Annotated in this window: 16 protein-coding genes; 1 reads left to right on the forward strand and 15 read right to left on the reverse strand. The window is 54.5% G+C overall.

Annotated features, from left to right (window positions below):
- Positions 1-1,235: S-layer homology domain-containing protein (locus tag C162_RS08120; RefSeq protein WP_036693378.1), on the forward strand; the 1,235-nt coding region annotated here is incomplete at its 5' end.
- A 639-nt stretch (positions 1,236-1,874) separates the two neighbouring features.
- On the opposite strand, the gene C162_RS08125 is transcribed toward C162_RS08120, so the two are convergent.
- The 15 genes from C162_RS08125 to C162_RS08195 form a co-directional block, all read right to left on the reverse strand.
- A complete protein-coding gene (locus C162_RS08125; protein WP_036693380.1) occupies positions 1,875-2,078 on the reverse strand; it encodes a hypothetical protein in 204 nt (67 codons plus the stop codon).
- 22 nt (positions 2,079-2,100) lie between these two features.
- Entirely contained in the window at positions 2,101-3,264 is a 1,164-nt protein-coding gene (locus C162_RS08130; protein ID WP_036693382.1) for a glycoside hydrolase family 27 protein, read from the reverse strand.
- A gap of 392 nt (positions 3,265-3,656) precedes the next feature.
- Positions 3,657-3,941 (reverse strand): hypothetical protein, encoded by a 285-nt coding sequence (locus tag C162_RS08135; protein WP_036693383.1) that lies wholly within the window; start codon positions 3,939-3,941, stop codon positions 3,657-3,659.
- Positions 3,942-4,042: 101 nt separating this feature from the next.
- Positions 4,043-5,749 (reverse strand): RICIN domain-containing protein, encoded by a 1,707-nt coding sequence (locus tag C162_RS08140; RefSeq protein WP_235218374.1) that lies wholly within the window; start codon positions 5,747-5,749, stop codon positions 4,043-4,045.
- Positions 5,750-5,899: 150 nt separating this feature from the next.
- Positions 5,900-7,534, reverse strand: a complete 1,635-nt coding sequence (locus C162_RS08145; RefSeq protein WP_036693385.1) for a response regulator — start codon at positions 7,532-7,534, stop codon at positions 5,900-5,902.
- The gene (locus C162_RS08150) at positions 7,512-9,269 is read right to left on the reverse strand and encodes a sensor histidine kinase (RefSeq protein ID WP_036693387.1); all 1,758 of its coding nucleotides are present in this window, start codon (positions 9,267-9,269) and stop codon (positions 7,512-7,514) included. The genes C162_RS08145 and C162_RS08150 overlap by 23 nt, the downstream gene beginning before the upstream one ends.
- A gap of 33 nt (positions 9,270-9,302) precedes the next feature.
- Positions 9,303-10,979, reverse strand: coding sequence for an extracellular solute-binding protein (locus tag C162_RS08155; RefSeq protein WP_036693525.1), 1,677 nt, complete (start codon positions 10,977-10,979; stop codon positions 9,303-9,305).
- Positions 10,980-11,212: 233 nt separating this feature from the next.
- Entirely contained in the window at positions 11,213-12,472 is a 1,260-nt protein-coding gene (locus C162_RS08160) for an endo-1,4-beta-xylanase (protein ID WP_036693389.1), read from the reverse strand.
- A 19-nt stretch (positions 12,473-12,491) separates the two neighbouring features.
- Positions 12,492-13,442: a carbohydrate ABC transporter permease gene (locus C162_RS08165; RefSeq protein ID WP_036693392.1), complete on the reverse strand. Its 951-nt coding sequence runs from the start codon at positions 13,440-13,442 to the stop codon at positions 12,492-12,494.
- Between the two features lie 16 nt (positions 13,443-13,458).
- Positions 13,459-14,364, reverse strand: coding sequence for a carbohydrate ABC transporter permease (locus tag C162_RS08170; protein ID WP_036693394.1), 906 nt, complete (start codon positions 14,362-14,364; stop codon positions 13,459-13,461).
- On the reverse strand, positions 14,361-16,925 hold the full coding sequence (locus C162_RS08175) for a DUF5696 domain-containing protein (protein ID WP_036693397.1): 2,565 nt from the start codon (positions 16,923-16,925) through the stop codon (positions 14,361-14,363). Before C162_RS08175 ends, C162_RS08170 begins: the two co-directional genes overlap by 4 nt.
- Positions 16,926-16,939: 14 nt before the next feature.
- Positions 16,940-17,566, reverse strand: a complete 627-nt coding sequence (locus C162_RS08180) for a YIP1 family protein (protein WP_036693400.1) — start codon at positions 17,564-17,566, stop codon at positions 16,940-16,942.
- Positions 17,563-19,023 (reverse strand): hypothetical protein, encoded by a 1,461-nt coding sequence (locus C162_RS08185; protein ID WP_036693403.1) that lies wholly within the window; start codon positions 19,021-19,023, stop codon positions 17,563-17,565. The genes C162_RS08180 and C162_RS08185 overlap by 4 nt, the downstream gene beginning before the upstream one ends.
- A gap of 18 nt (positions 19,024-19,041) precedes the next feature.
- Positions 19,042-19,923 (reverse strand): carbohydrate ABC transporter permease, encoded by an 882-nt coding sequence (locus tag C162_RS08190; RefSeq protein ID WP_036693406.1) that lies wholly within the window; start codon positions 19,921-19,923, stop codon positions 19,042-19,044.
- Complete coding sequence (locus C162_RS08195) at positions 19,920-20,885, reverse strand: carbohydrate ABC transporter permease (protein WP_051493314.1); 966 nt, start codon at positions 20,883-20,885, stop codon at positions 19,920-19,922. The genes C162_RS08190 and C162_RS08195 overlap by 4 nt, the downstream gene beginning before the upstream one ends.
- Positions 20,886-20,890: the final 5 nt, after the last annotated feature.

Consider the following 20,890-nt stretch of genomic DNA (forward strand, 5'->3'; position numbering starts at 1 on the left):
GCAATAACGGCGGCGGCAATAACGGCGGCGGCAATAACGGCGGCGGCGATAACGGCGGCGGCGATAATGGCGGCGGCGATAACGGCGGCGGCAATAACGGCGGGATTTCCGGTGGTACTGGTGGCAACACTACCGTCGGTTCGGTGCAGCCTGTAGCTCCAGGCAGCAAGCAGCTTACCGTAGAAGCTACGGTTACCGGCACCTCTACAACAGCCACTCTGGACGCCAAGCAGGTTCAGGCGGCAGAGCAGATCACGATTACCTCTACACTAGGCACCATCCACTTCCCTGTGAGCGCTCTTAATCCGGCAGCGCTGGGGCAGCAACTGGGCAGTGAGAATTGGAAGCTTACCGTCAGCATGACGGTACTCCCGGAAGAGCGGCAGCAAACGATTCGCCAAGCCGCTCTCACGGCCCAAGGCCAGATCATCGGCCAGGCGGTGGAATATACGGTGAAGGCGGAGGCTGGCGGCCGGTCGGTGGAGATCCCGGGCTTCGGCAGCAGCTATGCCCGGCATACCCTGCCGCTCAGCACTCCGGTGAACAGCCGGAATTCGACAGTCGTGCGGGTGGAGAGTAACGGCAGCCTCACCTTCGTCCCGGCAACCTTTAATGGAAGCGAAGTGTCCTTCCATAGTCCAAGCAACGGTACGTTTGTTGTAATCTCAAGCAACAAGACCTTTGCAGATATGAACAGCCACTGGGCACAGGAAGCCATCCACAAGCTGGCCTCCAAATATATCTTGACAGGGCTTACGGACAGCCAATTCGCACCGAACGCTACCACTACGCGTGCTGAATTCGCAGCGATGATCGTCCGTGCGCTCGGCTTCTCCTCTTCCGGTCCGGCTGCAAGTTCGTTCAAGGATATCCCCACTGGTGCATGGTACACCGGAAGCGTCGGGACAGCCGCTGAGCTGGGTCTGGTGCTGGGCGGAACGGACAACACCTTCCGGCCGAGCGACAAGGTTACACGCCAGGAGATGACAGCCATCCTGGTGAAGGCTATGGTCCTTGCAGGTGCGCCGCTCCCAGACTCAGCAGCACAGCCAGCAGCGTTCAAGGACGCAGGCCAGATTGCCGGCTGGGCACAGCAGGATGTCGCCAAGGCAGTTCAGGCAGGTCTGATCACCGGAACACCTGACGGGCAATTCCACCCGGGCCAATCCGCCACCCGTGCAGAGGCGGCGACAGTGATTCTGAGATTGCTGGAGCAGGCGGGCTTCGTGAACTAACCCACTAGATACTGGTTACTTACAGGACACACTTATAGTCAATAACAAACAGAGCAGCAGTCTCGGGGTAGTGAATAATACCGGAGATATGCTGCTCTGTTTGCCTGATATTTGTTTGGTTACTCTGTCTGTTAGGCTGCTCTGTTTAGTCAATTACGCCTCCCTCGCAATTAGCTCAATCTACCATAAGTTCCTCCAATCCCCCCTGTCCCTTCACTCCGGCGCACCCAGAGGGATATATCCCTCTCACTTCCACATTCCGCCTACTTCCAGCCCATTCAGAGGGATTTATACATCTCATTTGCTCACTCTGCCTACTCTCAGTCCAATCAAAGGGATCTATAAATCTCATTTGCTCATTCCACCTACTCTCAGTCCAATCAGAGGGATTTATACATCTCATTTACTCATTCCACCTACTCTCAGTCCAATCAGAGGGATTTATCCCTCTCATTTGCTCATTCTGCCTACTTTTGGCTGCTTCAGAGGGATTTATACATCTTACTTTCACCACCTAGCCTACTGTTGACAGTGTTACAGTTCGTCGGGATTACGGAGCTACGCTCAACCGAAACAGGCCTGTCCCACACAAGCGCTAACGCCTTGCGGGACAGACCTCTTCTTACATTTTGGCAGTTGTTAACGGAACAACACGCATTTGCCCGATTCCCGGAAATACTTGATCAGCCGCTCGATCGGCTCTCGTCCGCATTTCAACTGGACGCCGAGGCAGTCGATGCATAGGAAATCCTGGGCATTGCGCGTGACCAGCTTCAGGTAAATCGCCACATCATCCGTCATCAGCGGAACACCGCATTGTCTGCAGGTTCTGTTCATGCTCATATGCTTCTCTTCTTTCTTGTGTCTATACCAATTTCGCCCGTACGATCAGACAGTCATGGGCTGGCACGACCGGAGCGAAGCGTTCTCTGAACACCCCAAGCTCCTTATGCTCCCAGCAGTCATACAGGGACAGCGATTTGCCGGAGGCATACGGAAGTCCGAAATCCCAGAATTGCAGCGACATCTCTCGCTGACCATCGCTCAAGTTGAAGAAGCCGATCGCCAGGTCACCGTCTGCTAATACTTTTACCAGCATGAATACTTCATTGGTATGGAACCACTGCGGCTCAGGCTTAATGCGGTAAGCTCCGCGGCCCTCGATATCCTGGTTGATAGCAATCAGATCCGGGTTCAGCAGAATCTTCTTGGTAGCTTCATTCGCTTTGCGGATATCACTGCCGATCATCAGCGGAGAGCCCAGCAGGCTCCACAGCGAGAAGTGCGTCTTGTACTCCACATCCGTGCAGCCGCCAATCTGACTTCCGATGAAGTCGCTGTTGCTGCCCCCGTACATGCCCACGACGAGCATATCCAGGTCATTGTGGCAGTAGGCCCCGGTATAGGCGGCTTTGTCGAGCTGCGACAGCGCGAGGGTCTTGATCGATTCCCAGCTATCCTGAATATCGCCGGTGGAACGGTACATATGCGCGCCGGATTCACGAATCCACTGGTAGACGTTATCCTCCCCCCAGTTACAAGCGGAGAAAAGAATATCTCTTCCGCAGTTTTTGAGGGCAAGACTCATCCGTTTGTACAGCAGCTCTCCCGACATATGTCTGGGCTTGAAACAGTAATCATATTTTAGAAAATCTACACCCCACTCCGCCAGCGACGCGGCATCCTGGAATTCATGCTCGAAGCTGCCCGGATACCCGGCGCAGGTATGCGTTCCCACACAAGAGTACATGCCGAACTTCAGTCCCTTGGAGTGAACATAATCTGCAACCGCCTTCATACCGTTCGGGAATTTGACTGGGTCAGCGACCAGTCTGCCCTGCTCATCCCGCTCTTTCAAGCTCCAGCAATCGTCAATCACAATGTAATCATAGCCCGCATCCTTATAACCGTCCGCCACCAGCGTATCGGCCGCTTCCCGGATCAATTGCTCATTAATATCCCAAGTAAAAGTGTTCCACGAATTCCATCCCATCGGCGGCGTTAAGCCGAGCTGTTGCTGTTTGTCCATGATTCGTATTCATCCTTTCGCATTATGACAGGAACTGATTCCTGTGAAAATGCTGTATTATTTATGTATTTAATCACACAAACCCTTTATAATACATAGATTAACGTTGCTTTCATATGGATGTATGTTGCTTTCCTTATATAAGGAATGAGAGAGTCGAAGGTGTAAAGAACCTTGGTATGTTTTATGCGGATTATGATGCTTGTAGGCGCATATGCAGCAACTTCGACGGGAGTGGGCGGGTAGGCTGATTGAAAAATCACACCTTACCTGGCCCTGCCGCAAGCAAAACTACTTGTGTCATCTTCTCTCTCGGAAATAGGTGGACAAAGGTATCATAATTTGCTGGATTCTCAGGATTGGGCGGGAGTAAGTGGAAAAGGAACATCTAATTAGTTTGATCTCGTCACTTTGGTGGATATGCGCAAAATTAAGTGTTGTTTTCCCAACCGTTGGCGCAGGAGGAGGCTTTCGTTCATCAGCAAGTGTATAAAAGGCAACTGTTTCCCTCCGCACATTTGAGCCCTGCCCTCCGCAGCGCCGAATGTAATCGGTTTTTCGATTACATTGAGCCCACGCGCCTCCGCAGCGCCGAATGTAATCGGTTTTTCGATTACATTGAGCCCGCACGCCTCCGCAGCGTCGAATGTAATCGGTTTTTCGATTACATTCGGCACTCGCACCTCCCGCCGCGCAAAAAAGCCCCCTCCCCCTCGCACGGCAATCCGGTACTGTCCGGACCGCCCGCAGATGGAGAAGGGGCTCTTACCATAAAGCTCTAGTTCACCTGAACCAGCTTCCATTGCTGATGGAGATCGCCGCGGTAGAGGTTCTGCTGGAGCTTCGCGCCGTCTGCGGTGGAGGCTCCTGTGACTTCGACTGCCTTGTTACTGTTTACATTAAGAAGGCTCCAGTAGCCATTGCTCAGCTTGATGAGCCGGAACTGCTGGGCGGTGTTGTTCGAATCCTGCATCAGCTGGATGGCTTCGCCGTTATTCTTCGTACCGTTACGCACATCCATCACCTTGTTGTCAGAGGAGTTCACGCTGCGCAGCCGGTAAATATTATTGAACGTGCCCATATCCGTAACCGTCCATTGCTGAGCCAGCGCGGTGTTCTCCGGCCACTGCTGGAGCTGAAGGGAGTTCGTATTCTGCCCGTTCGGAACGTCAATCGCTTTGCCTGACGCCCGGTTGATCAGCTTATACTTCGCATTGTTGGTGACTCCGTTCCACACCCCGTTCCAGGGGTTGAACTGTGCCCGCTCGTAGTACCATTCGAAGATAAAGCGAGCCATGCCGTCGCGGACCGTATTGCCGTCATAGAGCAATCCGCCGTCCGGATCGGCGAAGGAGCTTTTGGGACCAGGATCAAGCAGGAAGCCGTTCATATGGACGGCAATGCTGACATTGCCGGCGGCAGTGAAAATCGCTTTGGTATTCTTGCCGAAGCCTGCGTTCGTACCGTTGAACAGATCCCAGTACGAGGAGTCTCCCGGCTGGTTCTTGAACCAGGTGGTTTCAGTAATATTGATCGGGTAAACATCTGCCGCAGGCTTAATGCTGCTATCCCAGATCTGCTGAAGTGAGTTGTAGTTGTCATAAGCGCCGTAGCCAGGATACCAGTGCACGGCATAGCCGTAATTGTTAAGCGGGTCGGTCAGCGGACTGGATGCCGTCAGCTGATAATGCTGATCCCAGCCTAGTCCTGAAGCCCAGATCACATTGTCCGCGCCTTTGCTGCGGATGGTCGAGATCATCGAATTCTGGAAGTTCTTCAGCGAATTCCAGAACGCCGCGAAGTTCGGCTGGGAGGGATTGCCGCCCCATTGTCCGTTCACATCGCTCAGCACCGGCTCGTTCACCAGCTCGAACATCACATTATCCGCACTCTTGAGTCCCGGCTGGGAGGCCAGGTAACCCCAGATCTGATTGAACTTGTCCAGATTGGCCTGGGTGGTCGCCTTGTTGTCAAGCAGGGTGAAGTCCAGCCCCAGCGTGACATACAGCCCCTTCGTCTTCGCATATTCTACATAAGGAATGATCAGATTCTGGGTAGCTGCCTGAAGGCCCGCGAAGTTATACGTTCCTGCTGCGACATCGCCCATATCCTCCCGGTCGATGAACAGGCGAACCTGATTCGAGTACCAGCCGTGGCTGTTGCCGTATTTGCCGGAGGTGCTGGTGAAGGTATCCGTGATCTCCTTCAGGTACTCCAGAGTGGCCTTATGCCGGTTTCCGCCGTTACGGTTCAGATAATAATTGCTGTTCTGATACGTCCAGTAGGCCCCGGTAGGCTGATGCCAGCCGCTTAGCAGTACAGGCTGTCCGCTGCCGTTCACCAGCTGGTTTCCGCTTACATGCAGCTTGGGAACAGGCGAACCCTCCCAAGCGCTTGCCGTGCCGCCTCCGAACTGCATCGGCGTCAGCAGCAGAGCCAGCATAACCAGCAGCTTCATGGACCAGCTTAACTTCCCTTTTCTCACAGATACCCATCTCCTTCTCATTTCGTGGAATCGGCGGATGCCGTCTTAATGAAAGCGAATACATCTGAATTGTACTCTGCGGGGAGACAGGCGGAAACCTGTGTGATTATAGTTGATAGACTTACAGATTATAGTTGATATACTTACAAATTATAGATTTACATGCACAGACTCCCTGTATTCCTGGGGGGTCATTCCCGTCATTTTTTTGAAGAACCGGGTGAAGGAATGGTGGGCTTCATAGCCGACATACATTGCTACATCGCGGATTTTGAGCGCTTCATTTCCCAGCAGCTCCTTCGCCTTGACCGCCCGGCACTGATCGATGTACTCTGACAGGTTAATGCCTTGCTCCTGCTTGAAGAAGCGGGACAGGTATGACGGATTGAAATAATGCAGCTCAGCCAGCCGCACCAGAGACAGATCCTCGCCCAAGTGGCTGTGGATATAATCGCAGATCCGTTCAATGACCTCCGAGGAGCGTTCCTTCTCGGCTGTGCTTCTCCGCTCGAAGAGATCTGAGGCCAGCCGCTCCAGATAATAGATGCCCTCCCCGAGAGATGAATGCTCATCCAACCGCATCAGCTTGCCGTATTCATTGACAAGGCTGTAGAGCTCCGAGCGGTTCATATGGGACAGCAGCACAAGGGCAACCGTATAATACAGCTCGGCTGCTTCTTCCACGGAGACGCGGGAATGAATGCCTCCCCGGATCTCCTCCAGCGTCTCAGCGAACCGCTCACGCCGTCCGGCATCCAGATGGGCCGCAAGATTCTCCACCCGCTGGTGGAGCCGCACCCCCGTCTCACGGACGATGTCAGGCTCCGGCGGACCGCCGCGGTCAATCTGCACCATGGAGATGCCGTCCCCGATCTTCATCTGCTGCAGCCGGTGAAGCCGCTCGTAATGGCGGCCGGTGTCTGTCCAGGCACAGGCTGAGCCGCTGACCGTAAAAGCAACCGGCAGGCCCAGTGTCTGCCGGCAGGAATCCTGAATCATCTCCAGCGTTCCCTCCAGATACCGCGCGAAATTCCCGCCGAAGGCAGCCCCGGCATTATCCAGTGGCTGCAGCAGCCACAAGAGATCCCCGTGCCGGTCAAGCACCCAGGCATGCCGGGTCATCTCCGCCAGATGGGAATTCCAGATCAGGCGGGAAGAGGTCAGAAGCTCGCGCCGGTCCATGTAAGAGATGCCTTCCGCGTATGTAGGCCGTCCAAGAACGAGCATCACCGGGGATTCGGCTTCCAGACCGATGCCCAGCTTGCTGAAATCTGCACGTAACGCATCCGTATCCGCACACAAGGACTGGCTGTCCTGAAGCAGATGGCGGAGATAATCGCCCTGGGCTGCCGTCTCCATGGAATCACGCTGCTCCCTGGACTGCTGCAGCAGCTCGCTCAGCATATTGCCCTGCTCAATCTCCTGCAGCACCTCCTGCACCGTCTCAATAATCTTGTCGAAGCCTTCCGTCTTCAGCAGATATCGGGCCCCAGGAAGCTGCAGCGCGCTATAGGCATAATCGAATTCACTGTAGCCGGTCAGAAAAACAATCCGCGACCGCGGCCAAAACTCCCGGATCTGCTCAGACATCTCCAGCCCGCTCATGCCGGGCATGCGGATATCCGTCAGCACAATATCGATCCGGGTGCGCGAGAGCCACTCCAAGGCTGCTTTTGCTGAATAGACCTTGTAGACATCTAGCTTGTCCGGAAGCAGCTGGTTGAACGCCTCGTATAAGCCGTCCGTTATAATCTCTTCATCATCAACGATCAATAGTCTGTACAAGACCTTCACCTCCCGTGAGCCTGATCCGGATTGTAACCCGGAGGCCGTTCAATGTGCTTCTGGCCAGGAACAGGCCGCTGCCTTCCCCGTAGATTAACTGGATGCGCCGGTGAATATTGCTCATGCCGGTGACTTCATGCGTGCCGCCGTTCTGATTCAGCCGCCTTCTCAGGGTCTCGATCCGTTCATCGGTCAGCCCGTTTCCGTTATCTTCAACAATAATGCGGATCTCCCGTTCCTCCTGTTCAAAGGAAACCCGCAGCTCCCCATCCTCCGCCTGCTTCTCCAGACAATGCTCATAGGCATTCTCGATAATCGGCTGGAGAATGAGGCGCGGAACCCGCAGCTCCTCCATGGCTTCCGGCAGATCATCGAACTGAACCTGAATGCGCCTGGAGAAGCGCATCTTCTGGATCTCCGTATACATCCGGGAATGGCGCGTCTCCTCCGCAAGCCGGACATTATCCTCTCCGTTACGGGTAATGAACCGGAAATATTCGCCCAGCATGCCAGCGAACTCCTCAATCCGTGAGCTGTCCCCCTGCTTCGCCAGGGCGCTGAGAATGAAGAAGCTGTTATAGAGGAAATGCGGGTTGATCTGCGACTGGAGCTGCTTCAGCTCCGCCCGCTGCATCATCAGCTTCTGGGTGTAATCCTGGTCAATCAGCATCCGCAGCCTGCTGAGCATCTGGTTGAACCGGAGATACAGATAGCCGAATTCATCCTTGCGGCCATGGTCAATCTGAATATCAAGCGAGCCGCTCTCCATCCGCTTGAAGCTGCGGATCAGCACAAGCAGCGGTTTCTGGACGAACTTATAGGTCGCGTAAGAATAGATCAGCACCGCCAGGAAGGACACCGCCGCGAACAGCCACGCCCAGACCACGAACTTGGTCAGCGGGCGCTTGACCGCCTCCTCCGGCAAATAGGTGGCAACAGCCATCCCCAGCCTGTCAGAGGTGAAGCTGTCGATATGATACCGTATTCCGTCCAGCTCCCAATTGTACAGGTTCCCTTCCTCAACCGCCTGGTGATAGCTCTCAATTAGCTCCGGGGAGCTGTTCTCTGTACCGATTGCGTAATCCGTCAGCCGTGAGACCAGCAGCGAGCCGCTCTCTTCGTACGCGTTAATCGCCCGGAGCGAATCCCTCAGCTTCTCGTTGTCCAGCTCGATCTGCACGATGAACAGCGGCGGCTCACCCATTCTCCCGCTCGACTGGGTAACACTGAGCTCCAGGAAGTTGTTCCAGTTGATCAGCCGCCCTTCTTTTCTCAGATCGACCGACCGGAAGAAATTGAACTTGCTGCTGTCAAACTGATCAATGCCGTTCATCGCGGACAGCGTTTTGTCAATGGTACGGATATGAACGAACACATCGCCGATATAGGCGCTGCTGTTCTTCAGGGAGGTGAGCCGCTGCGTGATGTAGTTCAGGCTCTCCCGCTTTTGGACATCGTCCATATAATTCCAGGTAACGGCAATCTTGTTCAGCTCGGTATCCTGGGCAAGATCATACTGCTGGATCTCCATCCACTCCACCTCGCGGTTCAGGTCCTCCAGATAATAGGTTAATTGCGACAGAGTCGCTCTGGACAGGTCCTGGCTTGCATTCCGGTAGCTCCAGTTGTAGAGGTAGAGTCCAAGCAGCAGAATCGGCAGAATAATAGCGAGATAAGTGACAACCATCCGGATAAAAATAGTGTGGCGCATCGACACCGCAGGAAACTTAAGCACGTGTACCGCCTCCACTCTTCTGCTCAGGTCCGATCATTTGCCGCTCCCGCCCTTCTCTGCATACCAGTCGTTGACCTCAGCCGTAATCTGCTCGCCGCCCAGCTTGTTCCACTGTGCCACGAAATTATCGAACTCGCTGATCGGTCTGCCCTGAATGATATCAAGAAAGGCATCAATCTGAAGATTATTTAGAATATTCTGCTTCTCGATCATCGTCTCTGTAGGTGCACCGACGAAGCTCTCATAGAGCAGCTGATGATTACGTCCATAACCGTCCAGGATGGAAAAAGCGCCCGAAGGCCCATACGTCCGCTCCCAGCCCCAGCCTGTCTCGCTGTCCGCACCTCCGGCCTCGTAAGCGGCAATCCGCTTCTGGATCGTCTTCGCTTCATCCTGAAGCACGGAGGCATCGCCGGTGCGCCGGAAGGTCTCCAGCTCCCGGAAGGCCTCAAGGTTCTTCTGCACCGGAAACGGCGTCACCGGCGACAGCTTCCACACCGCCTGCGGAGCGTTATAATACCGCTCCACCTCACTCGTAGTCCCCCAGTTCTTCTCCAGATGCAGGTTAATCAGCTTGATCAGCGCCTCAGGATGCTGGACGCCTTGCTTGACCGCCAGGAACTGGTTGGTGCTGAACGGAAGCGGCACCTTCGGCGCTGCCCCGGACTCCGAGACCAGCGGGAAGGCCTGCCACTCGGCCTGCGGATTATGCTCACGGCTGAGCTGCACGAGAAAGGAGCCCCACTGCTCCCCGTACATCATTCCGACCTGCTCATGCTCAATCCAATCGCTGGCCTTGACCCCGTCTTTGAACGCGAATTCCCTGTCAATCTGCCCCGTCCGATATAAGTCCTGAAGCACCTGCAGAGCATGCTTGACCTCCGGCTGGATACCTCCATAGACCAGTTTGCCGGTCTTGTCCTTAAGCCAGATTCCGGGATACGCACCATAACCGGCCATGAAGCCGGTAAGTCCCATGACCGGGTCCCACAGGTATTTGGTTGCCGCAAGACCGTAGGTATCATGCTTGCCGTTACCATCAGGATCTTGTTGCGTAAACGCTTTCGAAATAGCCAGCACCTCTGCCATCGTCTGCGGCGGCTTAAGGCTGAGCCGCTCCAGCCAATCCGTCCGAATCCACAGGAACATTGCGCCCTCAATGGAAGAATTGGTCTCCGGGATCGCCATAAGCTTGCCGTCAAGGGTAGCTGTCTCGAACGGACCCGTCCCTTCCTCGCTCAGCACCTTGCGGGTTAACGGGGTTGCATACTCGGCATAGACTCCGCTCAGGTCCTGGATCAGCCCTGCATTGCTCAGCACCCTGAGCTGTGAAGCATTCACCCGCACAATATCAGGGATATCCCCGGAGGCCAGAGATACCCCCAGCTTACGGGAGTAGATGGAGCTCCACTCCGTCCAGTCATAGGTAACCTTAATACCAAGCACCTCTTCGTACAGCTCGGTCCAGCGGTTATGCTCCAGCGTCTCCCCCGGCAATTCCTTCAATATTTCTTCCAGCGCATCGTTGTTCTCACGTACGAACGACAGCTGAATCGGCGGATCATATTTGCTTAGACCCGGCTCCTCATAGAGCGGAGCGCTCCCCGGCTGTCCCTCAGGGACCGGAGAACGCTCCGCAAGGCTATCGCCCCTCTCACAAGCGGTCAACAGTTGTACGGCCATGCATGCAGCGACAGTCCAGGCCATCATGTTCTTGATTGTTTTGGGCACCAGTTGCAACCTCACTTTGCAAGATTATTACTACCAGAATATTATATTATCCCGGCAAAAATAAAGGAATTGTAAGGTGCAATTCTTGTTTGGCTTACCCGTTCTTTACCAATCAAGTGAAAACGGCTTTGCCGTCCTTTTTAAGGACGGTACCGTTTCAGCGGGAAATAGAAGGATAAGTTATCTTGTACAACATATTAATTCTTATATTTTTAGAAATCGGTGACCGCCTGGAAGGCCGGTTTGGGCTGATGCTGCCGGTCGAACAGCATCGGCGCCTCGGTCCGCTCGGTTGGAAAGGTGCTTAGCCAGGTATGATCATCCGCAATGCCCCAGAACATGACCCCGCTTAACAGCTCCTTCCGGTCTCTTAGAGCAGCGAATATCTCGCCGTACCGCGCGGCCTGCCGCTGCAGGATATCCTCGGGAACTACAGGGCCGACATCGCTGAGATCATTATAGACATACAGGCTCATATCCAGCTCGGTGATCTGATTATCCAGGCCCAGGGAATGGAACTTCTCCATGGACTCGATAATGCTCTCCACCGAAGGATACTCCAGATTAATATGGGTCTGGTGACCAACGCCGTCAATCGGTACTCCCTTCGCCAGCATGTCCTTCACCAGCTCGTAGAGCCGGTCCCGCTTCTCCGGACTCTCTGTGCCGTAATCATTAATGTACAGCTTAAGCTCCGGTCCTCCAGCCTTGCGGGCCGCCCGGAAGGCTGTCTCAATGAATCCGGTGCCGGTAATCTTGTACCAGTCGCTGGCCCGCATACCGTCAGGGTCGTTAGGCTCAATCACCTCATTCACTACATCCCAGGAGGAGATATCGTCCTTGTAACGGCTGACAACAGCGGTGATATAGCTATCGAGTCGCTTCAGCAGCAGCTTCTTGTTCGCTTCGCGTCTTGCTGCATCGGTCTCATCCGCCATCGCCTGACCGGCTTCATCGCGGAAGAACCACTCCGGGGTCTGGCTGTGCCACACCAGGGTGTGGAAGCGCAGCCCCATGCCGTTCGCCTTCGCGAAGGCGACGATCCGGTCCGCCCGTTCCCAGGTGAAGGTGCCCTCAGCCGGTGCAATCGCATCCGGCTTCATGGCATTCTCGGCCACGAGCCAGTTCACATGGCGCTTCAGCAGCTCTGCCGTCGCTCCTTCTGTCTGGTCCGGCTCCACCGCAGCGCCTATGGGGAAGTAATCCGCATAGGCTGCCGCCAGCGGTGCGGCCTCCTGCTGCACCGGAGCATCCGCCGCAGCTTCAGGCGAAGCTGTAGCAGATGCTGCCGGAGTCCCTGCGGGTGAAGCGGCCGGGGATGACGCTGCGCTCTCCTGCGGCCCTGTCGAGGGGGCAGCCGGAGCCGCGTCCCCGCCAGAAGCGGAGCAACCGGATAACCCTAGAAGCGCGGCTGCGAAGACTATACTCCGGGCCAGTCTGGCCGGAGTGCTTGTTCTATTATTTTGGCGCACTGTCATCCTCCTCCTACGGTTAACCCACAATCCCGGTACGTTCAATACTCTCCACGAAATACCGCTGCACGAACAGGTAGATAATGATCAGCGGCAGAATCGCCAGCAGAATCCCTGTATCCTGAACCATGCTGAGATAGAACGGATCGGCCTTGGAATTGGCGCCGTCCTCCAGCAGAATCTGCAGATTATACGGCAGCGAGCCGAGCTGTGTCGCCATCACCTTGCTGGATGTCAGATAGGTCGTGGTGAAGAAGCTGTCGTTCCACTGCCACACAAACGAGAAGAGCAGCACCGTAACAATAGACGGTATCGCATTAGGCAGCATAATCCGGTAGAAGGTCTTGCCTACTCCGGCCCCGTCAATGTAAGCCGCTTCCTCCACCTCTTTGGGAATGCCCCGGAAGAACTGCCGGAAGATGAAAATGTACAGCCCCGCCTTCAGCGAGTTCGCCGTAGCAGAGGTTAGAATAAACGGCCAGTAGGTGTTGAGCAGATTCACCGATTTGCCGCCGGTTAAGAGCGGAATCAGCCCCATCAGGCTGAAATCCTTCAAATTCAGGTAGACCGGAATCAGAATCGTGATCGGCGGGACCAGAATGGTCAATATGACTCCGGCGAACAATAGCTGGCTTCCCTTGAACTTCAGCCGGGCGAAGCCATACCCTGCAAGCGCGCAGGAGATGGCGGTTAAGATCGTAGTCAGCGCTGACAGGCTGAAGGTATTCAGCAAGGCCTGCCAGTAATCCATAATACCAATCGCTTTGACGAAATTGTCAAGCGTGTAATTCTCAGGAAGCCAGACGACAATCGGCGAATACAGATCGCTCTTGGCCTTGAAGGCCGTGGATATCTTCTGGAGCACCGGATAGAGGATTACGAACGACAGGCCTGCAATGAGCGTCAGCCGCACGAAGGACCATATCCATTTCTTCCAGTGTTCGAGCGACAGTAAGCGGGTCGCATGCATTAGTCCCATCCTCCCTTTAATCATAGTAGAAGACCTTCTTCGAGATCAGATAGCTGCTGACGGCCAGAATTAAGGCCACTGCGGCGAAGTACAGCCAGGCCATCGCAGAGCTTAGACCGAAGTTGAACTGGGTGAAGCCGGTCTCCCGGATCAGGTCCGTCATGGCGTTATTCGAGAAGGAATCGATAATTGTATAGATGGAATTCACCAGAATGAGCGGGCTGACCATCGGAAAAGTGATTTTCCAGAAGGCCTCATAGCCGGTTGCCCCTTCCATCTTGGACGCCTCATACAGCTGCGGCGAGATGGTCTGGATGCCGGCCAGGAAAATCAGAATCTGTACGCCGGACTGGCTCACAATACTGTAGATGCGGCCCACAGCGCTGGTCAGATAGTTCACTACCCATTCGCTTAAGCCCGCGTCCAGCATCAGCCCCTCCAGCTCGAAGGTGCCCAGTCCCTGAATCGCCCCCGCACCGGCATTCTGATCGTTGACCGCTTGAATCAGGCTGGTGCTCTCCAGGCTCAGAATGACCCCGGAGGCCAGAATGACAGGCAGGAAGAAGATCGAGCGGGCCAGCGATCGGCCGATGAATTTCTGATTCAGCAGCACCGCCAGAAACAAGCTGAAGATAACGATCAGCGGCACATTGATGACCATATTCATAATGGCATCGGCCAGCGAGCGGTTGAATTCGGTATTCACCGTCAGCGCTTCAACATAATTCTGGAAGCCGCTGAAATGAACAATCAGTCCGTCGGAGTTGGCCTGCACCGAGCTTAAGCTGTAGCGCAGCGAAGACAACAACGGAATCAGGAAGAAGAAGATGAACCCCAGCAGCCAGGGCAGCACATAGAAGAAGCCCATTAATGCCTTTTGCTCATTGTAGGATCTGCGGTCCAGTCTAAGTATGGATTTCAAGATTGCTCACCACCCGTAATATAGCTTTCGGCCTCAACCGTCCGGCCCTCTGCAAGGACTGCGGTCTTATTGTAGTTGACGATGACAGACATCCCGTTACCGTAAGTGCTTTTATAGACACCGTCTGCCAGCTTCTCATGACCGGTCAGCCGCTGATTCTGAACGTTCTTCATCACTCCGTTCACTTCGGTGTACATCTCAGCCGCCTGGTCGATCCACTGCTCATAATGGACCGCATACAGGTTATCGAAGTCGGTATCCTTCACCTTGTAATTAGGCGCATGCATCCATTCATAATAGAGGCCGGAGCCATACTCCAGGCTCTTCAGGATATATTGCCTTGGATTCGTGTACGTGGACAGGTTAAAAGGCTTGCCGGTGTAATTCACATATCCCCGCACCACCATCGGATAGAACGGAATCTCCTCATCCTCCAGCTTGAACCGGCTGCTGGACACCGGAGCATCCGTAATGTCAGAGAGATACGGAAGGGCGTAGGCATTCCCGCCGTCCGCGAGAATGCGCATGGACGCTCCGGTGATCTTCTCCAGCGACTGGACCGATATCTGCTCGGACGCAGACCGGTCAATTTCTTGATTTTTACGGAAATCGCTGTTCAATTGATCGGCCATATCCCTCAGGGAGATGCCGCCGGTCTGAAACGGCGCAATCTCCTTCAGCGTGGCATCAACATATCCGCCGACCCTGCTTGGGGAAATAATATAAGCAGGGGTGAAGGAACGGTCCCGCCGGTTCAAGGCCATATTGTACGGATAGACGGCTGCCGGAATCTCACTGAGCATCCGTGAAGCCTTCTGGTTAATCCGGAAGCCTGAGGTCTGATTCGCCCGCAGCAGAGCCACGTCAGGGAAGAGCTCAATATCTTGCTCCTTGGCGTATGCTGCCAGCCGGTTCAGCCCCTTGCTGCCGCCGATAGCCTTATCCACCGACAGCCGGTCCGGCACCTTGTGATCCAGGCCCCGGTTGAACCAGCCGGCATATTTCAGCTTGATATTATCAATGCCGCGCTGCTTCATCTGCTCCAGAATGCTCTCGGCTTGCTCGAAGGTGGTCAGTGCCTCCAGCGATTGATAAGGAATGCCCAGGACATGCTTGGTCTTCGTGATTCCGCCCACCAATTCCAAATAGAACGGCGTATTCACAGAAGCTTCTGCAGAAGCTGCCGGCTGCGCCTCAGGCAGTCCACCATGCTCAGCCAGATAGCTCTGGTAATAACGCGCCATGCCCGGATAAGAGGCCTCCGCTCCGCTCAGGAACGCGTAACGGACGACGTAATCTGTCTTGGGCGGCTCCTGCTGGAATTTCGGCAGGGTGCGGTTCTGATCGCTTGACGTCAGGGTAAGATCCCCCTTGGCAAGCAGGGTGAAGCTCGGATACACATAGTTGTATCCGTTCAATCTGCCGCTGGTATCCGCGTTGATGGTGGCAAGAGAAGCGCCTTGTTCAATAATGCCCAGCATGGCGCCTTCCTCCCGGATCAGGCCGAACACTGGCAGCTTGATCTCCTGCTGCTGCGCATAGGCATCCGTGGTCTCCATCGTCCCGTCCACGCCATACACCGCCTGCTTGTATGCGGGATAACGGATCTTGCCGTTATTGAAATGAATCAGCGCTCCTGAGCCGTCCGGCACCAGGATGGACCCGGAATCCTTGCTCCCTCCGGCACCCAGGAAGCTCAGCAGGGAGATGTCATTCACAGGATAATCCGCAGGATAACGGATATCCGCTACCGGAACCTTGACGACCAGCTGGTCCCCGTCCAGGGCATATTCAATGGCGAGCTGGAAAATACGCGGCTCTGGCTTAGACTGGCTGAGGTTGTTCTCGGCGATATCCTGCTGCAGATCCTCCTCGGTATATCCCGCCTTCTCGAAGCCCTTCAGCGTCCGCTCCAGCTGAAGCCCCTTCAGCGCTTCATCGTTTCGCGTATATACCCCGTTCTCCTCATCGAAGGTATAGGCAATTTTCATCGTCCGCTGCCCGGTCTTATCCATCTTGCTCATGATCTTCTCCTCGAACCGCTCCTTGCCCATCTTCATCGGCAGGTCCTCCGCTGTTGCAGCGGTCGTTCCGAACTGGTAAAAGACCTTGACGCCCTCTGGCGTCAGTTCCATCTTCATTTGCTTATGGGCCACGCTGTCCGTATATGAGTTGACAGAGCTTACCTGACCCAGGTTGTTATAGAAATCCAGCTTGAGCTGCGCGGACAGCAGGTCTTTATTATCCCCGCTGGCCTTGGCATCCGCCTCACGGTCCAGCGGGTTGCTGTACCAGACCGTCCCGTCCGACAGATTCTTGACGGCGATCCCTCCGGTAGCTTCGTCCATGAACAGCCGGAGCTGCGCGTTCTCGAGCACACCTGTCATACCGCTCACCCCAGTATCGGTAAAGGCAGATTTCAGCGCGCTCCCTTCCGTAAAGGACACTTCAAGATTCGGTTCATGCCCGCTGGCCTGGCTGCCTGAACTTGACGCCGAACAGCCGGCCAGCACACTCATACTGAAGAGAATCGAGAGCAGCATGATTAACGGCTTCCTCATTCCCGGTCCTCCTCCTATCTCCTCAAGACAATTTCTTGGTATATGGTCGAGACGAATGCAATCATCTGCTGAACCAGACTGAAGAACAGCAGGGTCAGGAAAGCCATGAAGGCCATAGCGAGCAGCGTCAGCAGAATCGTCCCGATCGTTTTGGACGGGGAGAACTGATGAACGGTCATAATGCCCACATATATCAGCAGTCCCGACCAGAGAAAAGCAAAGTTTTTGAAAAAGTAATAAAAAGAGCTCTCCTGGGCTGAGATTAAATTGCTGATCCAGATCCAGGGGAAATTAATCAGCACGATCGGAAGCAGTGCAAAGCAGGTGGTAATAAAAATCTCCACGAACTTCCCCTCCCCGTCCATCAGCGTGGTCAGCGACCAGTTCGCCACACACCAGAACAGAACAGGAACCAGCACATAGACCGCTTCCAGCAGGCTGTTCAGATACCGCGGATTATTCATGTTTACCAGGAACCCGCTGTATTGATTGCCCAGCACATTCGTCAGAATCAGCATAAACAGAATGCCGAAGGAGATGATCAGACTGGTTTTTTGACTGCGTTCATATTTGAGGTCCCAGTATCCGTTGAACGGATGAACCATCACATACAGCGGATGTTGCAGCGCTTCTCTGTTCAATGGAGCTCCACCTTCTTTCTGGCCTTCATTTTCCGGTACATTTTCAGGCCCTGCCATAGGACTACAAGTGTGATCAGAGCCGTCATAATGGTGGAGAAATGTCCGCGAAGCACTTCTTTACGGTAGAGCAGGAACGCTTTGGAATAGTTGGTCCGGTCCATACTGCGCTCGAAATACTCCGCCGACTCCTTATACTCGCCTTGCCGCAGATACGCCTTGCCTATACCCGCATAGGCATACTCCATATTCGCATTCAAGTTGACGACCTTACTGAACTCCCGGGAGGCCATCGCCTCATCACCGTTATAGTAGCTGCGCACAGCACTGTTCAGCGTTCTTCCATACTCTGTGGTCTGGAATACCGTGATTTCACCCAGCACCTGGTCCAGCACCAGAATATCGTCACCGCTGTGCTCAATGGCAACCGGAGTGTTGAATTCGCCCAGACGGTTACCGATTCCGCCAAAAATGTACAGCAGATAGCCGTCCCCGTTGTACGTGAACACCCGGCCCCGGCTGGCATCCAGCACCGCGTATATTTCACTGTCGCTCACATCAATATCCACGAGCCGCGGGGCACCGCCTGAGCGCGTGGAGTAGAGCAGATCGCCGCTGGGCTTGTAATAACCCTCTCTCCGCAGAATATCCGCACCCTGTGCGTTCAGCTTCTTAATCGGGTCCCCGTAGTCGTCACCGTTGGTAGCGTACAGAAAGCCTTCGTCATTAATGTCCAGATTCGTGAACTCGGTTGGTGTATACATGACCATCTGCTCGCGCTGCGCCTTGGTGGAGATTGATTTCCAGAAATACTCCACCGCATCGACATGCACCCGGTTCGCGCCAATGAACGATTTGAACACACCATCCGCCCCGAATTCCATGAATCCGTCGAAGACGCCGGCCGACATCACATAGATACGGTCCGCCTTGTCTACAGCAACACGGACTGGCTGAAATTCAAAGTTCGCCTGCAATAGCTCGGACTTCGGGGCTTCAATGATCCCCACAGCCTTGAAGCTGCTGTCGAGATGGACGATACGCTTATTGCCCGTATCCGCGACATACACTTCCTTCTGCTGCGTCACATAGATGCCCTGCGGATTGTTAAACTTCTCCGCCTTCCCCTTGAACTGGAACGCATCTACCGTCTTGACGGATTTATAGTCCTGATCCAGTATGACAAACCGGTTATTGCCGCTATCCAGAACATAGATCTGCTGATCCGCCGTAACCTGAATATCCTGCGGATTATTGAATGGGCCCGCACCGGAGCTGGCACCCGTGATGAGCGTAGTAGCCTCGTAGGCGGACGGAGCCGCCACCGCATTCCCCCAGTATGAATAATTGTAGGAAGGGGCTGCGCTCTCTGCCAGGGCCAGCTCTCCGCCAAGCCCCAGACTGACCAGGCAGCACAAGGCCAGCAGGCCGGTTCTCAGTTTCTTTATCCTTGCGACCATTGTCACCGTTCCTCCTATCTACTCTTTCATACCGGATGTAGCCATCGTCTGGATGACACTGCTCTGTGAAATAATGAACAACAGAATCGGCACGGTCATCAGCAGCAGCGCAACTGCCGCTCCGACTCCGGCACGCGCAATCCCGCCCTGGATGACCTGGCTAAGTGCGTAGTGAAGCGTCTTCAGGTTCTCACTGTAGATGAAGCTTCCTCCATCTGTGCCCCACAGCGCCGGAAATTGCAGAATCATCAGCGTCAGCCAGGCCGGCTTTACATTCGGCATTACGATTTGCCAGAACACGCGGTACTCGTTCGCACCGTCGATTTTGGCCGCCTCAATCAGCGCATCCGGGATCTGCTCCATGAACTGCTTCATCAGGAACAAACCTAGTGAAAAGGCCAGTGACGGCACGATAATCGCCGCTTGGGTGTTGATCCACCCCAGCTGTGACATGACCAGATAGTTCGGTATTGCCGTAACATGCGGCGAGAACATCAGGGACAGCACTACAATTTTGAACAGAATGCTTGAGCCCGGGAATTTGAACTTGGCCAGCGGATACGCCGCTGCCGACGCCAGCAGGATATGACCTGCGGTTCCTACCAGTGTGATCAGCAGTGTGTTCGCAATGTATCTGGTGAACGGCACCCAGGAATTGCCCATGATCACCATCAGATCGGTGAAGTTCTCCAGCGTCGGGTTCCGCACCAGGAATCTCGGCGGGAAGATGAACAGCTCATCCAGCGGCTTGAAGGCATTGTTCACCGTGTAGATCAGCGGAAGAACCATGAACGCGCCGAAGCCCAGCAGCAGGCCGAAGAGCATAAAGCTGACAGCAAACGAACGGTTCAGTCTTTTTTGAGGGCGAAATGCCCCTATCACTCTTGAATACAGGGTCATTCACCCACCTTTCTGAGCAGCTTCTGGGTCATCATATTGGTTCCGAGCATAATCGCGAAGAGAATAGTGGCAATCGCCGAGGCATAGCCCATCTCAAAGCGCAGTGTCCCGTAATCCATCAGATGCGTTACCACCGTATGTCCCGCATAGTTGACACTTGGGAAGCCCGCAAGCGCAATAGAGACCTCGGCCACCGCGAAGGAGGCGGTAATCTGCATGACCGCGCCGAACATCAGCTGCGGACGCATGGACGGCAATGTAATGAACCACAGCTCCTGCCAGCGGTTCCTGATCCCGTCCATCGCTCCCGCCTCGAACAGCGTCTGGTCCACGGTCTGAAGTCCGGCGATGAACGCCAGGAAGCTTGTGCCGAGACTCAGCCAGAGCTGCACAATAATGATGATGGGAAGAATGTATTTCTCATTCTGCAGCCATATGACCGGCTCCAGCAGCACCCCGATCTTCATCAGGAAGCCGTTGAGATAACCATAGCTGTCCCCTGAGAAGACAATCAGCCAGATAAAGAACACATTGCCCGAGATCGACGGCGCATAGAAGACCAGCGTCATCAGCGACCGGATAAAGGGCGACAGCTCATTGATCAGCCAGGCGAACAGGAAGCAGGCAATATAGCTTAACGGGCCTGTGATGACAGCGAACAGAAAGGTGTTCTTCAGCGCAATCATGAACACATCATCGCCCAACAGCAGCCTGGAATAGTTCTCCCAGCCTATGAATCTCGGCGTCTCCAGCATGTTGAAGTAGAAGAAGCTCAGCCCGAAGGAGACGACCACCGGGATCACCGTGAACAGGAAGAAGATGATCATATAAGGACTCATCATGAAATAATAATGCTTGCTCTTCTTGATATCTTTCCATAATTGCGCCAGGCGGGATTCCTTGATCGGACCGCCAGCCAGCCCTTGCAAGGCTGGTTCAGTGGTATTGTGTATTTGTACCATCAGCT

It is taken from the genome of Paenibacillus sp. FSL R7-269, from assembly GCF_000517865.1.
In the GTDB taxonomy this organism is placed as follows: domain Bacteria; phylum Bacillota; class Bacilli; order Paenibacillales; family Paenibacillaceae; genus Paenibacillus_AQ.